This window comes from Shinella lacus, from assembly GCF_010994755.1.
GTDB classification, from domain to species: domain Bacteria; phylum Pseudomonadota; class Alphaproteobacteria; order Rhizobiales; family Rhizobiaceae; genus Shinella; species Shinella lacus.
Genome location: NZ_WHSB02000001.1, coordinates 438,319 through 456,421 on the forward strand (window position 1 = coordinate 438,319; position 18,103 = coordinate 456,421).

The 18,103-nt window shown below is 64.7% G+C and carries 19 protein-coding genes; 9 read left to right on the top strand and 10 right to left on the bottom strand.

Annotated elements, in window-relative coordinates; all coding sequences use genetic code 11:
* The 4 genes from GB927_RS02035 to GB927_RS02050 form a co-directional block, all read right to left on the bottom strand.
* Positions 1–789: an SDR family oxidoreductase gene (locus tag GB927_RS02035; protein WP_256114870.1), complete on the bottom strand. Its 789-nt coding sequence runs from the start codon at positions 787–789 to the stop codon at positions 1–3.
* Positions 790–803: 14 nt separating this feature from the next.
* Entirely contained in the window at positions 804–2,291 is a 1,488-nt protein-coding gene (locus GB927_RS02040; RefSeq protein ID WP_256114871.1) for a sugar ABC transporter ATP-binding protein, read from the bottom strand.
* A 25-nt stretch (positions 2,292–2,316) separates the two neighbouring features.
* Positions 2,317–3,249 carry a substrate-binding domain-containing protein gene (locus GB927_RS02045; protein ID WP_256114872.1) on the bottom strand — a complete coding sequence of 311 codons (933 nt, stop codon included), beginning with the start codon at positions 3,247–3,249 and terminating at the stop codon, positions 2,317–2,319.
* A 120-nt stretch (positions 3,250–3,369) separates the two neighbouring features.
* Positions 3,370–4,344 carry an ABC transporter permease gene (locus GB927_RS02050; RefSeq protein WP_256114873.1) on the bottom strand — a complete coding sequence of 325 codons (975 nt, stop codon included), beginning with the start codon at positions 4,342–4,344 and terminating at the stop codon, positions 3,370–3,372.
* Positions 4,345–4,554: 210 nt separating this feature from the next.
* Here GB927_RS02050 and GB927_RS02055 point away from each other — a divergent pair, with 210 nt between their 5' ends.
* The 5 genes from GB927_RS02055 (at position 4,555) to GB927_RS02075 (ending at position 9,682) form a co-directional block, all read left to right on the top strand.
* A complete protein-coding gene (locus tag GB927_RS02055) occupies positions 4,555–5,364 on the top strand; it encodes a transketolase (protein ID WP_256114874.1) in 810 nt (269 codons plus the stop codon).
* The gene (locus GB927_RS02060) at positions 5,364–6,332 is read left to right on the top strand and encodes a transketolase family protein (RefSeq protein ID WP_256114875.1); all 969 of its coding nucleotides are present in this window, start codon (positions 5,364–5,366) and stop codon (positions 6,330–6,332) included. Before GB927_RS02055 ends, GB927_RS02060 begins: the two co-directional genes overlap by 1 nt.
* 81 nt (positions 6,333–6,413) lie before the next feature.
* A complete protein-coding gene (locus GB927_RS02065; RefSeq protein ID WP_256114876.1) occupies positions 6,414–7,883 on the top strand; it encodes an FGGY family carbohydrate kinase in 1,470 nt (489 codons plus the stop codon).
* A gap of 22 nt (positions 7,884–7,905) precedes the next feature.
* The gene (locus tag GB927_RS02070; protein ID WP_256114877.1) at positions 7,906–8,856 is read left to right on the top strand and encodes a sugar-binding transcriptional regulator; all 951 of its coding nucleotides are present in this window, start codon (positions 7,906–7,908) and stop codon (positions 8,854–8,856) included.
* 40 nt (positions 8,857–8,896) lie between these two features.
* Entirely contained in the window at positions 8,897–9,682 is a 786-nt protein-coding gene (locus GB927_RS02075) for an SDR family oxidoreductase (protein WP_256114878.1), read from the top strand.
* A 302-nt stretch (positions 9,683–9,984) separates the two neighbouring features.
* Here the strand turns inward: GB927_RS02075 and GB927_RS02080 are convergent, their stop codons facing one another.
* The 3 genes from GB927_RS02080 to GB927_RS02090 are packed head-to-tail and all read right to left on the bottom strand — an operon-like array spanning position 9,985 to position 11,450.
* Positions 9,985–10,131, bottom strand: coding sequence for a hypothetical protein (locus GB927_RS02080; protein ID WP_256114879.1), 147 nt, complete (start codon positions 10,129–10,131; stop codon positions 9,985–9,987).
* Between the two features lie 13 nt (positions 10,132–10,144).
* A complete protein-coding gene (locus tag GB927_RS02085; RefSeq protein WP_256114880.1) occupies positions 10,145–11,065 on the bottom strand; it encodes a dihydrodipicolinate synthase family protein in 921 nt (306 codons plus the stop codon).
* A gap of 13 nt (positions 11,066–11,078) precedes the next feature.
* Positions 11,079–11,450, bottom strand: a complete 372-nt coding sequence (locus GB927_RS02090) for a hypothetical protein (protein ID WP_256114881.1) — start codon at positions 11,448–11,450, stop codon at positions 11,079–11,081.
* Between the two features lie 52 nt (positions 11,451–11,502).
* Here GB927_RS02090 and GB927_RS02095 point away from each other — a divergent pair, with 52 nt between their 5' ends.
* Positions 11,503–11,655 (top strand): hypothetical protein, encoded by a 153-nt coding sequence (locus tag GB927_RS02095; protein WP_256114882.1) that lies wholly within the window; start codon positions 11,503–11,505, stop codon positions 11,653–11,655.
* A gap of 172 nt (positions 11,656–11,827) precedes the next feature.
* Here GB927_RS02095 and GB927_RS02100 read toward each other — a convergent pair whose 3' ends face one another.
* Positions 11,828–12,712 carry a LysR family transcriptional regulator gene (locus GB927_RS02100; protein WP_256114883.1) on the bottom strand — a complete coding sequence of 295 codons (885 nt, stop codon included), beginning with the start codon at positions 12,710–12,712 and terminating at the stop codon, positions 11,828–11,830.
* A gap of 120 nt (positions 12,713–12,832) precedes the next feature.
* Here GB927_RS02100 and GB927_RS02105 point away from each other — a divergent pair, with 120 nt between their 5' ends.
* Positions 12,833–13,663 carry an oxidoreductase gene (locus GB927_RS02105; protein ID WP_256114884.1) on the top strand — a complete coding sequence of 277 codons (831 nt, stop codon included), beginning with the start codon at positions 12,833–12,835 and terminating at the stop codon, positions 13,661–13,663.
* Between the two features lie 181 nt (positions 13,664–13,844).
* On the opposite strand, the gene GB927_RS02110 is transcribed toward GB927_RS02105, so the two are convergent.
* Positions 13,845–14,714, bottom strand: a complete 870-nt coding sequence (locus GB927_RS02110) for a bile acid:sodium symporter family protein (RefSeq protein WP_256114886.1) — start codon at positions 14,712–14,714, stop codon at positions 13,845–13,847.
* A 224-nt stretch (positions 14,715–14,938) separates the two neighbouring features.
* Between GB927_RS02110 and GB927_RS02115 the strand changes: the two genes are divergently transcribed.
* Positions 14,939–15,979, top strand: coding sequence for a fatty acid desaturase (locus tag GB927_RS02115; RefSeq protein WP_256114887.1), 1,041 nt, complete (start codon positions 14,939–14,941; stop codon positions 15,977–15,979).
* Positions 15,980–16,116: 137 nt separating this feature from the next.
* The gene (locus GB927_RS02120) at positions 16,117–17,229 is read left to right on the top strand and encodes a pyridoxal phosphate-dependent aminotransferase (RefSeq protein WP_256114888.1); all 1,113 of its coding nucleotides are present in this window, start codon (positions 16,117–16,119) and stop codon (positions 17,227–17,229) included.
* Positions 17,230–17,239: 10 nt separating this feature from the next.
* Here the strand turns inward: GB927_RS02120 and GB927_RS02125 are convergent, their stop codons facing one another.
* Positions 17,240–18,061: a helix-turn-helix transcriptional regulator gene (locus GB927_RS02125; protein ID WP_256114889.1), complete on the bottom strand. Its 822-nt coding sequence runs from the start codon at positions 18,059–18,061 to the stop codon at positions 17,240–17,242.
* Positions 18,062–18,103: the final 42 nt, after the last annotated feature.

Here is an 18,103-nt window from a genome sequence, read left to right on the forward strand (position 1 = left end):
TCACCAGCAGCAGAAGCCGCCATCGACGAGAAGGTCGACACCGGTCACGTAGCTTGCCGCGCCGGACAGCAGGAAAACGGCGGGGCCGACCATCTCGTCGACGCTGGCCATGCGCTGCATCGGCGTCTGCTCCTCGAACAGCTTCGTCTGGTGCACCATTTCCGGCCGCGTGTTCATCGGCGTTGCCGTATAGCCGGGGCTGATCGTGTTGACCCGGATGCCGCGGCCCACCCATTCCATCGCCATCGACTTCGTCATGTGGATGACGCCGGCCTTGGAGGCGTTGTAGTGGCACTGGCTGAGGCCGCGGTTGACGATGACGCCGGACATGGAGGCGATGTTGACGATGGAGCCGCGGCCGGTCTTCAGCATGGCGCGCGCTTCCGCCTGACAGGAGAGGAAAACGCCCTTCAGGTTGATGTCCATCATCGTCTGGAACTGGCTTTCCTCCATCTCCTCCGCCGGATTCGCATTGGCGATGCCGGCTGCGTTGACGGCGAGCGTGAGCGCGCCCAGTTCCGCCTCGGTGCGAGCGACCGCCACGTTCAGCGCCGCACCGCTGGTAACGTCGGCCGCGATCTGGATGCTGCGACGGCCTGCCTTCGCGATGAAATCGGCGGTGGTCGCGAGGCCGTCATCGGTACGGCGATCGAGCAGTGCGACATCCGCACCGCACTGGGCAAGACCCATGGCGATGCGCTGACCGATGCCGCTGCCGGCGCCGGTCACGAAGGCGACGTTTCCGGAAAGATCGAACAATTTCGGCGCGTTGAGGGTGATTTCGGACATGATGCTCTTCCTGTTCAAATCGTCGCCAATTCCATGACCGAGACGTCGTTGGCGTCCGCGCGGTCCAGGATGCCGGCCTGCCTGCCCTGAGCCATGACCATGATGCGGCTGGAGACGCCGAGCACTTCTTCAAGGTCGGAACTGACCACGATGACTGCGACGCCAGCGCGGGCAAGGTCCATGATCAGATCGTAGATCGAGGAGCGGGCGCCGACATCGATGCCGCGCGTCGGTTCGTCCAGCACCACCACCTGCGGCTTGCGCGCCAGCCACTTGGCAAGCACCACCTTCTGCTGGTTGCCGCCGGAGAGTTCACCCGCATTCTGCCCGCCGCGACCCTTCACGCCGAAGCGCGTGATATAGTCCTCGGCGAATTCGCGGATGCGGCGCGACGAGAGCCAGCCATTGCGGGAAATCTCGCCGAGATTGGCATAGCCAATATTTTCCGCGATCGAATGTTCGAGCACCACGCCCTGGAGCTTGCGGTCCTCCGGCACGAGCACAATGCCGTTGCGGATCGCGTCGATCGGCGAGCGCGGCGTGACGGCCTTGCCGCGCAGCAGCACTTCGCCGCCGGAAATCGGATCGGCGCCCGTGATGGCGCGCACGAGCTCGGTGCGGCCCGCGCCCATGAGGCCGGCAATGCCGAAGACCTCGCCCTTGCGAACGGAAAAACTGATGTTGCGAAACGTATTGGATGGCGAGGAGAGGTTGCGCACCTCCAGCGTCACCTCATCCGTCGGCGCGGGCAGCGTCGGGAACATTCGCTCCAGCGAGCGCCCGACCATCGCCTCGACGATGGTGCGGACCGGCACGTCGCCGCTGTCGAATTCCTGCACCTTGGCGCCATCGCGCATAACGACGATGCGGTCGGCGATCTGGCGGATTTCTTCGAGGCGATGCGAAATGTAGACGATGCCGACGCCGTCAGCCTTCAGCCGTTCGATCTGCTGGAAGAGAAGCTGGGTCTCCTCGCCGCCAAGTGCCGCGGTCGGCTCGTCGAGGATGAGCAGGCGCGCGTTGAGCGTCAGTGCCTTGGCGATCTCGATGAGCTGCTGTTTCCCGGTCGAAAGCCCCTCGACGAGACGATCGGGCGAAATGTCGAGGCCGAGCCGCTTGAGGCCGCTCCTCGCCCGCTCTTCCATCGCCTTGCGGTCGATGCGGCCGGCCTTCATGGGATAGCGGCCGACGAAGACGTTTTCGGCGATGGAAAGTTTTGGCAGCAGCTTCAGTTCCTGGTGGATCATGCCCACGCCCTCGTCCATCGCGGCGCGCGGATTGGCGGGCGCATAGGGCTTGCCGAGCCAGGTCATCTCGCCCGCGGAGGGCTGCACGGTGCCGGAAATGATATTCGACAGGGTCGATTTTCCGGCACCGTTTTCACCCAGCAGCGCCACGACCTCTCCCGGATGGATGTCGAGATCGACACCATGGAGAACCTTGACCGGACCGTAGGATTTCTGGATCCCACGGAGCGACAGGATGGGAGAGCGTGTCGTCATGGCGCTGCTGCCTTTCGTGTCCGGATTACGGATGGCTCTTGACGAATTCCGGTGCGTTTTCGCAGGTCGTCAGCACGGCATTCGGCGTCTGGCGCTCTTCGACCTTCTGGCCGGCGGCAACAGCGAGCGCGGATTCGACGGCGAGGACGCCCATCTTCTGCGTGCTCTGCGTCGCGGTGGCGATAAACGGGCCGTTGCACTTAGCGAGGTATTCGAGCGCCGAGACGTCGCCGTCATAACCGCCGATGATCACCTTGTCCGAGAGATTGGCGACGTCGACCGCCTTGGCCGCACCCATGGCGAGACCGTCAGCCTGGCCGAAGATGATCGTGATGTCCGGGTTTGCCTGCAGCATGTTCTGCGCGATCGTGAAGCCCTCGTCGGCCGACCACATGTTGCTCCACTGCTGGTCGACCAACTCGATGCCCTTGTTCTCGTCGATGGCGCGCTTGCAGCCGGTGAAGCGGTCGACTTCCGGTGTCGTGCCCTTCTGGCCGTGGATGATCGCCATCTTGCCCGAGCCGCCGGCCTTCTCGATGATGTGCTTGCAGACGGCATAGGCGGATTCGACGCTCTCGCCGGCGATGAAGGTGTCACCCGGTGCGCCATCCGGAACGCGGTCGACGTTGATCACCGGAATGCCGGCTTCGCGGGCAAGGCGGGTCGGCACGGCGGCAGCGGCAGCACCGGCGGGAATGTAGATAAAGGCGTCGATGCCCTGGGTCATCAGGTCCTGCACCTGGCTGACCTGCGTGGCCGTGTCGTTCTTCGCGTCGACGACGATGACCGTGAGGCCCTTTTCCTTGGCGTATTTTTCGACGCCGAGCTTGATCTGGTTGAAGAAGTCGGCCTGGAGGTTCGGGACGGCAAGGCCGATCGTCTTGACCTCCGCGGCAGCCGCGGGAGAGGCAAGGACCGCAGCCGCGGTTGCCGCCATCAGCAGTTTGGACAGTTTCATGGTTTCTCCTCCGAGTTTCCCGGTGGTTTCCGTTTGCCGGAGACCACCTTCCCTTTTGCCGGTCCGCACCATTGCCGACCGTTTTCCGCACCCCGCCGCGTGGCCGCGGGGTGAAAGCCGTTATTTGCGCTTGCGATAGGTTTCGGCCGTGACGGCGAGCACGATGACGGCGCCGATGATGACCTGCTGCATGAAGGGCGAGACGCTGAGCAGGTTGAGGCCGTTGCGCAGCACGCCGATGATGAGAACGCCGATGATCGTGCCGCCGATACCGCCCGTGCCACCCGATAGCGACGTGCCGCCAATAACGACCGCCGCGATGGCGTCGAGTTCGTAGGAAACGCCCGAGGACGGCTGGACCGAGTCGAGGCGCGCGGCGAGCACCATGCCGGCAAGTCCGGCGAGGAAGCTGCACACGACATAGACGAGCACGGTCGCGCGCTGGACATTGATGCCGGCAAGCCGCGCCACTTCCGCATTGCCGCCGATGGCGTAGAGCACGCGCCCGCCATGGCGGTAGCGCTGATAGAGCAGGCCGACGATGAAGACCACGACCATCACGGCGACGGTCAGCGTCAGGAAGCCGCCGAAACGCACGATCGCCATCATGTTGAACCAGGTCGGAAAACCGATGATCTGCTGGCCGTCGGTGATCATGTTCGCAAGGCCGCGCGCAATCGACATCATGGCGAGCGTCGCGATGAAGGCGGGCACGTTGAAGCGCGTGATCAACAGGCCCGCGACGAGACCGTTGAGCGAGGCGACGAGCAAAGCGAGCGGAATGGCAAGCCCCATCGGCACGCCGGCAACGACGTGGAGATAGCCGAGCACCATCATCGCCAGCGCCATGACGGAACCCACCGCAAGATCGATGCCGCCGATCAGGATGACCAGCGTCATGCCCACGGCCATGACGCCCAGCACCGTGATCTGGTCGAGCACGTTGAGGAAGTTGCGGATCGACAGGAACTTGTCCGTCGCAAACGTGAGGAAAAGGCACAGAACGATCAGGCCAATCAGCGGCCCGGTGGCCCCGCGCAGGGATGGCAGCAGCCCGCCCACGATGCCCTGTTTTTCCTTCGCTGCAACCAGCATGAACGCTCCTCCCGGTCAGCCAGCCACCTTAGATTGGCGGCACGCATAAATATTCATTACCGTGTGTAAATTCGTATATGATCGATCCGGGTCCTGTCAATACGATGCGGCCAGCTAATTTTTGTGCCCCCATCCGCGATTTCCGCTTGACTTGCCCGATCTCCATGCAAGTATATAGGCAACTGTATATTTATTCACTATGAGGGTTTCATGCAGCCGAACGATCTCGACCGCATCGCTCGCCAGATCCGCCTTCGCGATCTGCAAGCGGTTTTCGAAGCCGGCGCCGGACACATTGGCGGGGAGATGTCGGCCATCGACATCCTGACCGCGCTCTATTTCCGCGTGCTGCGCATCTGGCCCGACCAGCCGACAAACCCGGACCGCGACCGTTTCGTGCTGTCGAAGGGCCATGTGGCACTGGCGCTTTACGTGACGCTCGCCAAGCGCGGCTTCATTCCGGAAGAAGAGGTCGCGACGTTCCTGAAGCCGCATTCGCGCCTCAACGGCCATCCGAACTGCAACAAGGTGCCGGGCGTCGAGACCAATACGGGGCCGCTCGGCCATGGCCTGCCGGTCGCGGTCGGCATGGCGAAGGCCGCCAAGCTGACGGGGGCCGCCTACCGCACCTATGTCATGACCGGCGACGGCGAAATGCAGGAAGGCTCGAACTGGGAGGCGATTGCGGCCGCCGCACAGTTCGGCCTCGACAACCTGACGCTGATCATCGACCACAACCGCTTCCAGCAGGGCGCGTCGCTGAAGGACACCAACAACCTTGCCCCCTTCCCGGCCAAGCTCGAAGCGTTCGGCTGGGATGTCACCGAGATCAACGGCAATGTGATGGACGAGATCGTGCCGGCGCTGGAAAAGCGCGGCAGCCGCCCGCACTGCATCGTCGCCCACACCAACAAGGGCCACGGCATCTCCTTCATGCAGGACACGGTGGACTGGCACCACAAGGTGCCGAACGCCGAACAATACAAGATTGCCGTGGCTGAGCTTTCGGAGACGCTGTGATGAAAGACGTGATGACCTCTCCCAAGCTGCACGATTGCCGCGACGCCTTCGTCGCCACGCTGGAACGCCTCGGGGCGGACAATCCGAAGATCGTGGCCGTCTGCAACGATTCCGTCGGCTCCTCGAAGCTCGGCGGCTTCAAGTCCCGCTGGCCGGAACGGCTGGTCAATGTCGGCATTGCCGAACAGAACATGGTGGGCGTCGGCGCCGGCCTTGCCAATGGCGGGCTGCTGCCCTTCGTCTGCGGCGCCGCCTGCTTTTTGACCGGCCGCTCGCTGGAGCAGATCAAGGCCGACATCGCCTATTCCAACGCCAATGTGAAGCTGATCGGCATTTCCTCCGGCATGGCTTACGGCGAACTCGGCCCGACGCACCATTCCATCGAGGATTTCGCCTGGACCCGCGTGCTGCCGAACCTGCCGGTCGTGGCGCCCTGCGATTCGATCGAGACGGCCGCCGCCGTGGAATGGGCCGCGCATTATGACGGGCCGGTCTTCCTGCGCCTCTCGCGCGTCGGCGTGCCGGACCTGTTGCCGGCGGGCCATAAGTTCGAGCTGGGCAAGGCGAACCTGCTGCGTGACGGCGATGCCGTTACCCTCATCGCCAACGGCACGGTCACGCACCGCATCCTGAAAGCGGCCGAGCTTCTCGCCGAGCAGGGCATCGAGGCCCGTGTGCTGAACATGGCGACGGTCCGTCCGATCGACGTCGAGGCCGTGGTGGCTGCCGCGCGCGAAACCGGCGCCATCCTGACGGCGGAGGAACATTCCACCATCGGCGGCCTCGGCTCGGCCATCGCTGAATATGTGGTGGCCGAAGCGCCCGTGCCGATGAAGATCCTCGGCGTGCCCGGCATCTTCGCCCCCACCGGTTCGGCTGAGTTCCTGCTCAACGAATTCGGCATGTCGCCCGCGGCAATCGCCGAGGCCGCCATCGCTTTGATTGCACGGAAGTCTTCCCGCGCGTGATCGCGCTGGATTAGATGACGTGCCGGGCGCGGCAAGGCCTCCCTTTCGCCGCGCCCCCCATTTCTGCCTGCCGGAGCCGCCATGACGACCGCCATCCTCGCCATCGACCAGGGCACCACGAATTCCAAGGCCGTGCTTGTCTCCACGGCCGGCGAAATTCTGTCGCGCGGCGCTTCTCCGGTCGGCATCGAGCATCCGCAACCCGGCTGGGTCGAACAGAGCCCGCTGCGCATCTGGCAATCGGTTCAGGAAGCGATCGCCGCCTGCCTGCAGGCCGGACCCGCAGTCGATATCCTCGGCATCGCGATCTCCAACCAGCGCGAATCCGTCACCGTCTGGGATGCCGAGACCGGCGAACCGCTCGGCCCGGTGGTGAGCTGGCAGTGCCGCCGCAGCGCGCCGGCCTGCGCCGAGTTGATCGCGGCCGGCCATGCGCCGCGCGTGCAGGCGCTCACCGGCCTGCCCATCGACCCGATGTTCCCCGGCCCCAAGATGAAGTGGCTGCTCGACCGCGTGCCCGCTGGAAAAACGGTCCGACTCGGCACCATCGACGCCTGGCTGATCCATTGCTTCACGGATGGCGCGGTGCATGCCTGCGATGCCGCCAATGCCGCCCGCAGCCAGCTTTACGACCTCAACCGGCAGACCTGCAGCGACGAGCTCTGCACCCTCTTCGGCGTGCCGAAATCCGCCATTCCCGAGGTGCGCGACAGCGCCTCCCGCTTCGGTGCCACCAAGAACGTGCCGGGCCTCCGGGACGGCATCCCGATTGCCTCCGCCATCGGCGACAGCCATGCCGCGCTCTTCGGCCACGGCGCCTTCAATCCCGGCGACGGCAAAGTGACCTTCGGCACCGGCTCGTCGATCATGACGACGCTGCCCCGGTTCATCGCGCCCGAACAGGGCATCACCACGACCATCGCCTGGTCGATCGGCGGCAAGCCGACCTATGCCTTCGAGGGCAACATCCTCGTCTCCGCGGCCGCCCTGCCCTGGATGGCAGAGATGCTCGGCCTGCCGGATGTGCAGGCCCTCACCGATCTCGCCGCCACCGCCCAGCCCGGCGGGCCGGGCTTCGTGCCGGCCTTCGTCGGCCTTGGCGCGCCCTATTGGCAGGCCGATGCGCGGGCGCTGTTTTCCGGCATCACCTTCACCACCACCCGCGCCCAGATGGCCCGCGCGGTGACGGATTCCATGGCGTTCCAGGTCCATGACGTCTTCAAGGCCATGTCCGCGCAATCGCCGACGCCGCTCGGCCGCCTCTATGCCGATGGCGGGCCGAGCCGGAACACGTTCCTGATGCAATGCGTCGCCAACACGCTGAACCATGTCATCACGCAATGCGATGCGCCGGAGGCTTCGGCCCTTGGCGCCGCCTATCTCGCCGGCCTTTCGCTGGGCGTCTGGACCGATCTTGCCGCCATTGCCGCCCTGCCGCGCGCCGGTAATCCCATCGTCCCGCGCAACGCCGATACCGCGGATCGTCTTGCGGTCTGGCAGGACGCAATCTACCGCTCGACCGTTCCGGGTCCTTCAACTATGAGTGAATAAAAATTCACCAATGGAGGACTGCATGGGACGATTGAACGAGCTGCGACTGATCGCCCGCATCGCCCAGATGTACCATATCGAGGGCAAGCGGCAGGCGGAGATCGCCGAGACCATGCACATGTCGCAGGCCACCGTTTCGCGCATGCTGAAGCGGGCCGAGCAGGAAGACATCGTGCGCACCACGGTCATCCCCCCCGCCGGCACCTTCGCGGACCTCGAAAACGCGTTGCGCGAACGCTACGGCCTCACCGAAGCCATCGTCATAGACTGTTCAGAAGACCGCGACGGCGCCATCATGGCCCGCATCGGTGAAGCCGCCGCCCACTTCCTCGAAGTCACCCTGCAGCAGGACGAGATTATCGGCGTCTCCAGCTGGAGCCAGACGATCCTGCGCATGGTGGACAACATCCATCCGCTGAAGAACGCCAAGGCCAAATACATCGCGCAAATCCTCGGCGGCATGGGCGATGCATCCGTGCAAACGCATGCCACGCAGCTTACCGCGCGCCTCGCGAGGCTCACCGGCGGTGAGCCGCGGCTGCTGCTCGTGCAGGGCATCACCTCGTCGCGCGAGGCAAAACTCGTCATGCTGGCCGACCCGGTCGTGCGCGAGACGATGGACCTCTTTGGCCGCCTCAGCCTCGCCATCATCGGCATCGGCGCCGTCGAGCCGTCCGAACTGCTCGCCCGCTCCGGCAACACCTTTTCCCGCCAGGAAATGGCGATGCTGCACGAGGCCGGCGCGGTCGGCGAAATTTCCTACCGGTTCTACGACAGCCAGGGCAAGCCGGTGGAAACACCACTCAACGAGCGCGTCATCGGTATCTCCCTGGAGGACCTGCGCCGGACGAACCGCGTCATGGCGCTCGCGGGCGGAGAATCGAAAACCCAGGCCATCGCCGGCGCCCTGAAACTGGGCGTCATCGATGTGCTTGTCACCGACAAGTTCACAGCAGCGCGGCTGACGGCCTGATTTCAGCCGCCGGCCTGCTGCGCATTATGGAGAAGAGACCATGAGACGTTTTGCAGGCCAGACGGTTTTCGTCACCGGGGGCAACAAGGGCATCGGGCGCGGCATCGCCAAGCGCTTCGCGGAAGAAGGCGCGAAGGTCGCCATCGCCGCGATCGAGAAGGATACGGTCGCGGCGGCCGCGACGCTCGCCGAGGAAACCGGCGCCGAGGTGCTGGGCCTCGCGCTGGACGTGACCGACGCCAAGGCCGTTCAGGAGGCTTACGGTGAGGCCGAGGCGAAGCTCGGCGCCCTGTCCGTCTCCGTCCAGAATGCCGGCGTCATCACCATCGCCAAGGTCGAGAACCTCACCGAGCGCGAATGGGACCTCAACCTCGACGTCAACACCAAGGGCGTCTTCCTGTGCTGCCAGGAGGCGATCCGCCGCTTTCGCGCCAGCGGCACCAAGGGACGCCTCGTCAACACCGCCTCCGGCCAGGCCCGCCAGGGCTTCATCTACACGCCCCACTATGCCGCCTCGAAATTCGGCGTGGTCGGCCTGACGCAGAGCCTTGCCAAGGAACTCGCCCGCGAAGGCATCACGGCGAACGCCATTTGCCCCGGCATCATCCACACCGAGATGTGGGACTATAACGACCGCGTCTGGGGCCAGATGCTCGGCGAATACGGCCCGGGCGAGCTGATGGCCGAATGGGTGGAAGGCATCCCCATGGGCCGCGCCGGCACGCCCGCCGAAGTCGCCGCCCTCGTCGCCTTCCTCGCATCGCCCGATGCCGCCTACATCACCGGCCAGACGATCAATGTGGATGGCGGCCTGATCATGTCTTGATCAGCGCCTGACACGCGACGGTGGAGCCACAGGAGGCCGGAACTCGACGGGTTTGCCGCGGCGCTGGCACCGCACGGCGTTCCGGTCCCGGTTGCTCTCTTCCAAGGCATAATGCATCGCGGCGTCTTCGCTTGCGAAAATGCCGCCGACGCGGCCGAGGCGATCATCGACGACCCACCAGCCGTGGCAATCGCGGCCGACGGTGAAGCGGGGTGGTTCTGTCCGGCTCGTCACGCGAGGAGGACGCGGCTGTCTGGCATGCGGATGCATGGTTCTTCCTTTCTTCAATGGGGAGAGGTGGCTCAGGGATGCGGCAGGAAATGCTGGACGAGCGCGGCCGCGGCGAGGATCAGGACCACACGCAACACCAGCGCCGGCATCGGGAGTTCAGGCCGTGGCGACGGCATGGTGGTCGCGACGGCCTTGGGATTTTTCCGTTTGCGTTTCATGGGAGCCTCCAGATCAGCTTGCCTTGGCGAGCTGTGCCGCGCATTCCGGCAGGCCAGCCAGCGCATGGCGAATAGCCACACCGGCCGGCACTGAGGCGGATACCAGCGGTAGCCGCACCGTTTCGTCGATGCCCAGCAAGGGCGCGAGACCGTGCTTGAGCATGGCGGGATCGGGCATGTCGCCAAGGGCGGCGAAGAGCGGGGCGAGCCGATCCTTCAGGTCGAGCGCGAGATCGACACTGCGGGTGCGCAGGGCCTGGTGGAGCGCGCTTGTCATGCGCGGGGCAAGATTTGCGGCGGGCGATAGCGTTCCGCATCCGCCGAGCACATTGAAGGCGAAGGCGGTCGCGTCGTGGGCGGAATAGAGCGCCAACCGCTCGCGCAACGGCCGGTCGATCACGGCGAGCCGCGCGATGTCGCCGGAGGCGTCGATGAAGCCATGAATGCCGGGGATCTCGCCGAGTTCGCTCAGCGTTTCGGGCGTGACGTCCGATCGGGTTACGGCAGGATCCGCAAGAACCAGGACCGGAAGCGTGGTGGCTTCCGCAACGGCGCGCAGATGGGCGATGATGCCTTTCTGCGTCGGCTTGCTGTAATAGGGTGTCGTGACGACCAGTCCGTCTGCACCTTCCGCTTCCGCATCCAGCGCGAGGCCGATGGTGGTCTCCGTCGCATAGGTGCCGACAGAGGCCAGAACCGGAACGGCGAGCCCCGTCGCCCGCACCACCGTGGCAAGCACGGCACGGCGCTCCTCGCGACTGAGCGCGCCGACCTCGCCGACCCTGCCGCAGACCGAGAGCCCCGAGACGCCGCTGGCGATCTGCCAGTGCACGAGCACGGCAAGGCCGTCATGGTCCACGGCATCCCCGCGGAAGGGCGTAACGAGGTCGCAGACCAATCCCTGCACGGGAAGACGGCGTCGATAATCCTGCATGATGCAAATCCTTTCAGTGTTTTGCGGGACCGTCAGCCCGCCGGTCCGCCGCAACCAGGGCCGCCATGATGGCGGCCACGCGGTCGACATGGACGGCGACGGAGCGGGAGGGCGTGGTCTCGCGGGAGAGAATGCGGGCGATCCAGTTGCCGTCGATGAATTGCAGGCGATCCAGATGGCGCCTCGGACGGGCCGCATCGACCAGCGCGCGGCTTGCACCCTCCAGGTCATCGCGTTCCATCAACGCGCGGAACTGCTGCCGGAAGACGACGTCGTCGCGCACTTCGGCAAGCGAGGGCAAGCAGCGCAGGATTTCCCACAGGTGATGTTCGCGCAGGCGCCGGGCGGCGCTGATCCGCTCCGCGAGTTCATGCGCAGCGGTCAACACACCCTCGCCGCCTTGGGAACGATGCGCGTTGGACGTGGAGGCCCTAGGCATGGATGACGCCGATCAAAACCACGATGGCGACGGCAAGCGCCAGGAGCGAAAGACGCACAGCGAGCGACGGGCTTTGCGTTCCCACGCTGCCGTGGTGAAAACGATGGTGCATCCGCACGCGATGATGGAGAAAGATCATCCGCGTCGATAGCGGTGGAAGCGAGTGTTTCGGAAAATCGTTCCGCATGGCGGCACCTCACAAGAGATCGCAGCCATCCATTGCTGACTGCCATCTCAAGTTAGGCGCGCCGGCATAACTTCTCGATTGGGAAACAGGGCGGAACGAATAGGGATTTCATAAAGACGGCTGCGGCCTCGGCGCATCACACCCGCATGGCGTCGATGACGGCTCTCAGGCCCGCGGACATGTGCCGGCGCGTCGGGTAATACAGATAGAGCCAATCCTCCGGCGGGCACCACGCCTGGAGGCACTCGACCAGCCGGCCGCTCTCGACGTAGGGCTTGGCGCGCGCCTCCCAGATATAGGCGAGCCCGATGCCGGCAAGGGCTGCCTCCACCATCAATTCGTGGTCATGCAAGGCCAGCGGTCCGCGCGGTTCGACGTCGATCGCCTCGCCGTCCCGCGCGAAAGACCAAGGATAAAAGGCGCCGCTCGGGTACATGTTGCGGATGCAGACATGGGCCGTCAGGTCGGCCGGCGACCGGGGGATGGGCTTCGTTTCAAAATAGGCGGGAGATCCCACCACGGCAAAGCGCAGCCGCGGCCTGATCTTGACGGCCACCATGCCTTCCCGAAGGCTTTCGCCCAGCCGGATGCCCGCATCGAACCCATCCTCGACAATGTCGACGAGCCGATCGGTCGCGACGATTTCCAGTTCCAGCTTGGGATTGTCCCGGATCAGCTCGCCCATGACAGGCCCCAGCACGAAGGGCGCGATCGAATTGGGGGCGTTGATGCGGACCTTGCCGAAGGGCGTCTCGCGGAACTGGTTGAGCGCGTCGAGCGCCGAACCAATATCGCGCAGGGCCGGCGACAGCTGCGCAAGAAGCATCGCGCCCGCATCGGTGGCGGAGACATTTCGCGTGGTGCGGTTCAGCAGGCGGATGCCGACGCGGGTCTCCAGATTGCTCACCGCATGGCTGATCGCCGAAGCGGTCACGCCGCGCTCCTCGCTCGCTTTTCGAAAACTGCGATGGCGGGCGACAGCCTCGAAGGCTGCGAGTTCGGAAAGGTCGGTCGCGCGCATTGCTGAGCCAGATTCATGATGATCGACAATATTATCTCGCTAATCGGCGGAATGGCAAAGGCCTAAATTCATCTTGCCGGCCAACGATGGCCGCTCAAATTCAAACCTGAGGTCATTCCTATGAAAACCTGGTTCATCACTGGCGCCTCGCGTGGCTTCGGCGCCCTCATCACGGAACGCGCGCTTGCCAAGGGCGACAACGTCGTCGCCACGGCGCGCAATCCCAAAGCCATCCTCGACCGCTTCGGCGACCATGCCAACCTGCTCGCAGTGGCGCTCGACGTCACCAACGAGGACCAGGCGATCGCCGCCGCCCATTCGGCCATCCAGCGCTTCGGGCGCATCGACGTCCTCTTGAACAATGCCGGCTTCGGCCTGCTGGGCGCCATCGAGGAGGCAACCGCGGCCGAAGTGGAAGCGATCTACCGCACCAATGTGTTCGGCCTCCTCAATGTCACGCGCGCCGTCCTGCCGCATATGCGGAAGGCCCGTTCGGGCCGCATCCTCAACATCTCGTCGATCGGCGGGTATCGGGCAGGCGCCGGGTTCGGCGTCTATTCGTCGGCAAAGTTCGCGGTCGAGGGCCTCAGCGAATCGCTGCATGCGGAGCTCACCCCGCTCGGCATCCACGTTACCGCCGTGGAGCCCGGATATTTCCGGACGGACTTCCTGGATGCCTCCTCGCTCTCCGTCAGCTCGCCGATCATTGAAGACTATGACGGCACCGCGGGCGCCGTCCGGCGGCTGGCCGCCGAAGTGAGCCACAACCAGCCGGGCGATCCCTCGAAACTGGCGGACGTACTGATCGACTTCGTCGACGCCCCCAATCCGCCGGTCCGCCTGCCCCTCGGCAGCGACACCGTCGCGGCGATCGAGAAGAAACATGCCTCCGATGCCGAAATCCTGGCAGCTTGGCGGAGCGTTTCGGTCTCAACCGACTTCACGCGATAACGCGTGCTGCTGGCCTTCTTGGATCTGGAAGAATCAATCCCCGCCGACACGCTTTCTATGGTCGGCGGGATTGTGGGACGGCGCCATCGTCATCTGCGCCGCCGGCACGCTTCTCGTCTCGCTCTCCTGGGCGATCATGTTCCCGCAATTGCGAAAGCGCGATCGCCTCGTCGACTGAGCCTCAGGATGATGGCTTTATGGTCATTCGGCCATAGGCGACGAGGCTGAAGCCGACGGCGTACATGAGCAGGCCGAACAGCGCGGGCGGGACGGCGATCTCGGGCGAATTCATCATGGTGATCGCGAGCAACATGCCGATCGCGGCGTTTCGGATGCTGATCGACAGGGCGACGGTCACCGTCTCGGGGCCGGACAGGCCGAGAATGCGGGAGCCGAGAAAACCAATGGCGATCCCGCTGAAGACCAGAGCGATGACGGCAGGCCCGGCGCTGGCAAGGATTTCCGCCCAGCGGCCATAGACCGAAACACCGATGCCGACGATCAGCACCACCAGCACGACCGCGCCGAATGCGCCCACCATCCGTTCGGCGCGGGCTGCGAATGTCGGGATCCTGTGCCGGATGCCCATGCCGACGATGACGGGCAGCAGGATGAGGCCGACCATGATGCCGATCGTGCGCAGCACGGGCAGGTAGACACGCCCGTCGCCATCGCTGAAGCGCTCGATGGCGAAGTTGGCAAACAGCGGCAGCGTGGCAATCGCCACGAGGCTGCCGACCGCGCTCAACGCGATCGACAGCGCGACGTTTCCGCGCGCAAAATAGGAAAACAGGCTGGACGTGGTGCCGATCGGGCAGGCGGCAACGATCACGAGGCCGACGGCGATCTTGGGCGGCAGGCCGAGGAGTATGGCAATCAGCATGCCCGCCATCGGGACAAGGAAGAGTGCGGCAACGATGCCCCAGATCAGCGCTTTCGGCCGCGCCACCACCCGTTGGAAATCGGTGGGCACCAGCGTCATGCCGATGCCGGTCATGATGACGAACACGGCGATCGGCAAACCAATCTCGATCAGGGCGGACTGCTCCATCTTTCTTCCTTTTCCACAGAGGCCGTTGATCGCGCCCGTGTGGATCGTAGCATTGTTCCATTGTCCCGCCAGATGCAATCGATCCCGCCAAGATGCGCACGCCCGTTCACAAACACGTTGGGAACACGAAAAAGAGGATCTATCGCTTGCCCAGGAGGCGTCGGCAGGCTACGCCATCGGCGCCGAGCAGCATGCACTGCAGAACCGAAAGTCACCCCACACCTATGACTGCCATAAAAACGACCGCCCATGACGGCGGCGACCCGGGAAAAGCCTGGCTCAAGATCCTCGCCGCCTATCGCAAGCCGAGTACGGGCCGCAGCGTGTTCGAACTGGCGGTGACGCTCATCCCCTTCGCGCTCCTCTGGGCCGCCGCATGGGCCTCGATGCATTTTGGCTATTGGTTCGGATTGATCCTGATCGTCCCGGCCGCAGGCTTTCTGCTGCGCCTCTTCATGCTGCAACATGATTGCGGGCACGGCTCGCTCTTCGGCCGGCGCGGCCTGGATGACTGGACGGGCCGGGCGATCGGCGTTCTCACCCTGACGCCCTACGATTACTGGCGCCGCGCCCACTCGCAGCACCATGCCTCGGCGGGCAACCTCGATGAGCGCGGAGTGGGTGACATCACCACCCTCACCGTCGCGGAATACCGGGCCTTGAAGCCGCGGGGGCGGCTCGGCTATCGCCTCTACCGGCATCCCCTGGTCATGTTCGGAATTGGCCCTGCCTGGCTCTTTCTCTTCCAACAGAGACTGCCGTTCGGCATGATGCGATCCGGCGCACTGCCCTGGATTTCAACGATGGCAACCAACGCCGCCATCCTCGTGCTCGCGGCCCTCGTCATCTGGTGCGTCGGAATTGTGCCTTTCCTGCTGATCCACCTGCCGATCGTGCTGATTGCCGGGTCAGCCGGTGTGTGGCTGTTCTATGTCCAGCACCAGTTCGAGGATACGCACTGGTCGAAGCCGCCGGAATGGACCTTCCAGCACGCGGCCCTGCACGGCGCCTCGCACTATGACCTGCCGCGCCCCCTGCGCTGGATGACCGGCAATATCGGGCTGCACCACATCCATCACCTTTCGAGCCGCGTCCCGTTCTACCGGCTTCCGGAGGTCATGCGCGATCACCCGGAACTGGGCGACCTGGGACGCATCACGCTCAGGGACAGCCTGCGATGCGTAAAACTCATCCTCTGGGATGAGGCATCCAAGAGGCTGGTGACGCTGCGCGAAGTGGAACCGAGGCTTCAGACGGCGGCATAAGGACATCAAAACGGCACCGCCCTTGTCGCGAAGGCGAACCGAAGGACGAGGCTTGCCATCCCCTTCCGGGTGGATGGCACGCGCGGTGGTCTTGCTTTAGGCCTGTTGCATGCCGGCGAGAAGCAAGGAGAGCGCCCATGAAATATGTCCGCATGCCCATCGAACTCGAATCGCCCGAACAGCTCGGCTACGACACGATCCGCTGCAACCTGTCGGAAAGTTCGGTTGCCGACCGGCGTCTCGGCGAACTCAACGTGAAGCTCGACGACATCCTGCTGTGTTACGGCGATCATCGCGGCGCGCCGGACTTGCGCGGCCTGATCGCCGGCACGGGCGAAGGGCTTGCGGCGGACGACGTGCTGGTGACGGCGGGGGCCGCGGGCGCGCTGTTCATCATCTCGACCTCGATGCTTCAGGCCGGCGACCACATTGTCGTGGTGCGGCCGAACTACGCGACCAACATCGAGACGCCGCGCGCCATCGGCTGCGAACTGAGCCTCATCGACCTGACCTTCGAGGAGGGTTACCGGCTGGACCTCGGAAAAATCGAAGCGGCGATCCGGCCGGAGACGAAATACGTCTCGGTCACCTATCCGCACAATCCGACGGGCGTGATGCTGTCGCCGGCCGAGCTTGATGCGCTCGTCGCGCTGGTGGAGCGCAAGGGCATCCATCTGCTGTTCGACGAGACCTATCGCGAGATGACCTTCGGCCCGATGCTGCCGGTCGCCGCCAGCCTGTCGGATCGGGTGATCAGCGTCTCGTCGCTATCGAAGACCTATGGCATTCCCGGCATCCGCATCGGCTGGCTGATCACCCGCGATGCTGCGTTGATGGACACCCTCCTCGCCGCGCGCGAGCAGATCGGCATTTCCGGCAGCATGGTGGACGAATATATCGCTTATGTTGCGCTCAGCCAGCGCGACGAATGGCTTACCTTCAACAATGCCCGCATCGCCAGCGCCTTTGCCATCGTCAAGGATTGGATCGCCGGCGAGCCGCTGGTCGAGTGGGTCGAACCGTCCGGCGGCTGCGTCTGCTTCCCCCGCATCGTGCCCTCGGCGAATGTCGATCTCGCCGCCTTCCACGACCGGCTCTATCGCGCGCATCACGCCTATGTCGGGCGTGGTCGCTGGTTCGAACAGGACGACCGGCATTTCCGCATCGGCTATGCCTGGCCGACCGAGGACGAACTGCGGCTGGGTCTCGCCGCGATCTCCACCGCCATCCGCGAGAGCCTCACGGACTGAGCGGGGCGGCTTACAGATTGAGGCTGCGCAGAAACGTGGAAAACAGCTCCTGCTGGGTCGAAAGATTGAGTTTGGCGTAAAGCTTCTGCCGGTGGGTCTTCACCGTCGCGATCGAAATGCCGAGATGGTAGCCGATCGATTCGCTGGAATGGCCCTTCAGGATGAGCAGGGCCACCTCGCGCTCGCGCGGGCTAAGCAGCCCGCGTCCGAAATCGGTGAACAGATGGTCGATAGGGCGCGGCTGCGGCTGCGCGTCGCCGCGCGACAGATGCGCCCAAAGGCGCCGGAAGATCGCGGCGATCAGGGCATGCGCCTCCCGAAGCCGGGCGACGGATGCTTCATCGAAACCACCTTCGCTGCGGATGCGCGATAGGCTGATTTCCGCCATCTCGCCGCCGGGCAGGTCGATGGCGATGAGCAGCTCCTCCATGCCCTCCGGCCAGCCATGCGTGCGGTATCCCAACTCCTCGTCTTCATGGCGGCGGATGTCGAGGCCGCGATACAGGTCCGAGGCGAGGTAATTGTCGGGTGCGAGGTCCCGCATCAGGTAGACGCCCGAAGACAGGCCGCCGAGATAGGCGTTGTGGAAGGGGTTCAGCACATAGGTGCCGGCGATGAACAGCGCGACAGCGCGCTTGGCGCGCGGGCCGGAGAATGTGTCGAAGACATAGCTCGGCCCGCCGTCGCGCCGGTGGACCACCGACAGCGCCAGGTGAAAGCGCGCAACCGAACCGATCGCCGCCAGAAGCGCCGTGGCAGCGTCCGGCTGGTCATACCGGTCGAGGGCGTGGGCGAAGGGCGCTATCCAGCTGGCAGCGAGGGGTTCCGACATGGGGCCATCTGTCAAATTCCTGAGGGAAACCGGCTATTTGCC

Excerpts from the sequence above, each read along its gene's own strand:
- GB927_RS02055 (WP_256114874.1), top strand. The coding sequence starts at position 4,555 with ATGCAGCCGAACGATCTCGACCGCATCGCTCGCCAGATCCGCCTTCGC.
- GB927_RS02110 (WP_256114886.1), bottom strand. The coding sequence starts at position 14,714 with ATGGAGCAGTCCGCCCTGATCGAGATTGGTTTGCCGATCGCCGTGTTC.
- GB927_RS02085 (WP_256114880.1), bottom strand. The coding sequence starts at position 11,065 with ATGCAGGATTATCGACGCCGTCTTCCCGTGCAGGGATTGGTCTGCGAC.
- GB927_RS02060 (WP_256114875.1), top strand. The coding sequence starts at position 5,364 with ATGAAAGACGTGATGACCTCTCCCAAGCTGCACGATTGCCGCGACGCC.
- GB927_RS02045 (WP_256114872.1), bottom strand. The coding sequence starts at position 3,249 with ATGAAACTGTCCAAACTGCTGATGGCGGCAACCGCGGCTGCGGTCCTT.
- GB927_RS02050 (WP_256114873.1), bottom strand. The coding sequence starts at position 4,344 with ATGCTGGTTGCAGCGAAGGAAAAACAGGGCATCGTGGGCGGGCTGCTG.
- GB927_RS02105 (WP_256114884.1), top strand. The coding sequence starts at position 12,833 with ATGAAAACCTGGTTCATCACTGGCGCCTCGCGTGGCTTCGGCGCCCTC.
- GB927_RS02075 (WP_256114878.1), top strand. The coding sequence starts at position 8,897 with ATGAGACGTTTTGCAGGCCAGACGGTTTTCGTCACCGGGGGCAACAAG.
- GB927_RS02070 (WP_256114877.1), top strand. The coding sequence starts at position 7,906 with ATGGGACGATTGAACGAGCTGCGACTGATCGCCCGCATCGCCCAGATG.
- GB927_RS02100 (WP_256114883.1), bottom strand. The coding sequence starts at position 12,712 with ATGCGCGCGACCGACCTTTCCGAACTCGCAGCCTTCGAGGCTGTCGCC.
- GB927_RS02080 (WP_256114879.1), bottom strand. The coding sequence starts at position 10,131 with ATGAAACGCAAACGGAAAAATCCCAAGGCCGTCGCGACCACCATGCCG.
- GB927_RS02035 (WP_256114870.1), bottom strand. The coding sequence starts at position 789 with ATGTCCGAAATCACCCTCAACGCGCCGAAATTGTTCGATCTTTCCGGA.
- GB927_RS02065 (WP_256114876.1), top strand. The coding sequence starts at position 6,414 with ATGACGACCGCCATCCTCGCCATCGACCAGGGCACCACGAATTCCAAG.
- GB927_RS02095 (WP_256114882.1), top strand. The coding sequence starts at position 11,503 with ATGGATGACGCCGATCAAAACCACGATGGCGACGGCAAGCGCCAGGAG.
- GB927_RS02040 (WP_256114871.1), bottom strand. The coding sequence starts at position 2,291 with ATGACGACACGCTCTCCCATCCTGTCGCTCCGTGGGATCCAGAAATCC.
- GB927_RS02125 (WP_256114889.1), bottom strand. The coding sequence starts at position 18,061 with ATGTCGGAACCCCTCGCTGCCAGCTGGATAGCGCCCTTCGCCCACGCC.
- GB927_RS02115 (WP_256114887.1), top strand. The coding sequence starts at position 14,939 with ATGACTGCCATAAAAACGACCGCCCATGACGGCGGCGACCCGGGAAAA.
- GB927_RS02120 (WP_256114888.1), top strand. The coding sequence starts at position 16,117 with ATGAAATATGTCCGCATGCCCATCGAACTCGAATCGCCCGAACAGCTC.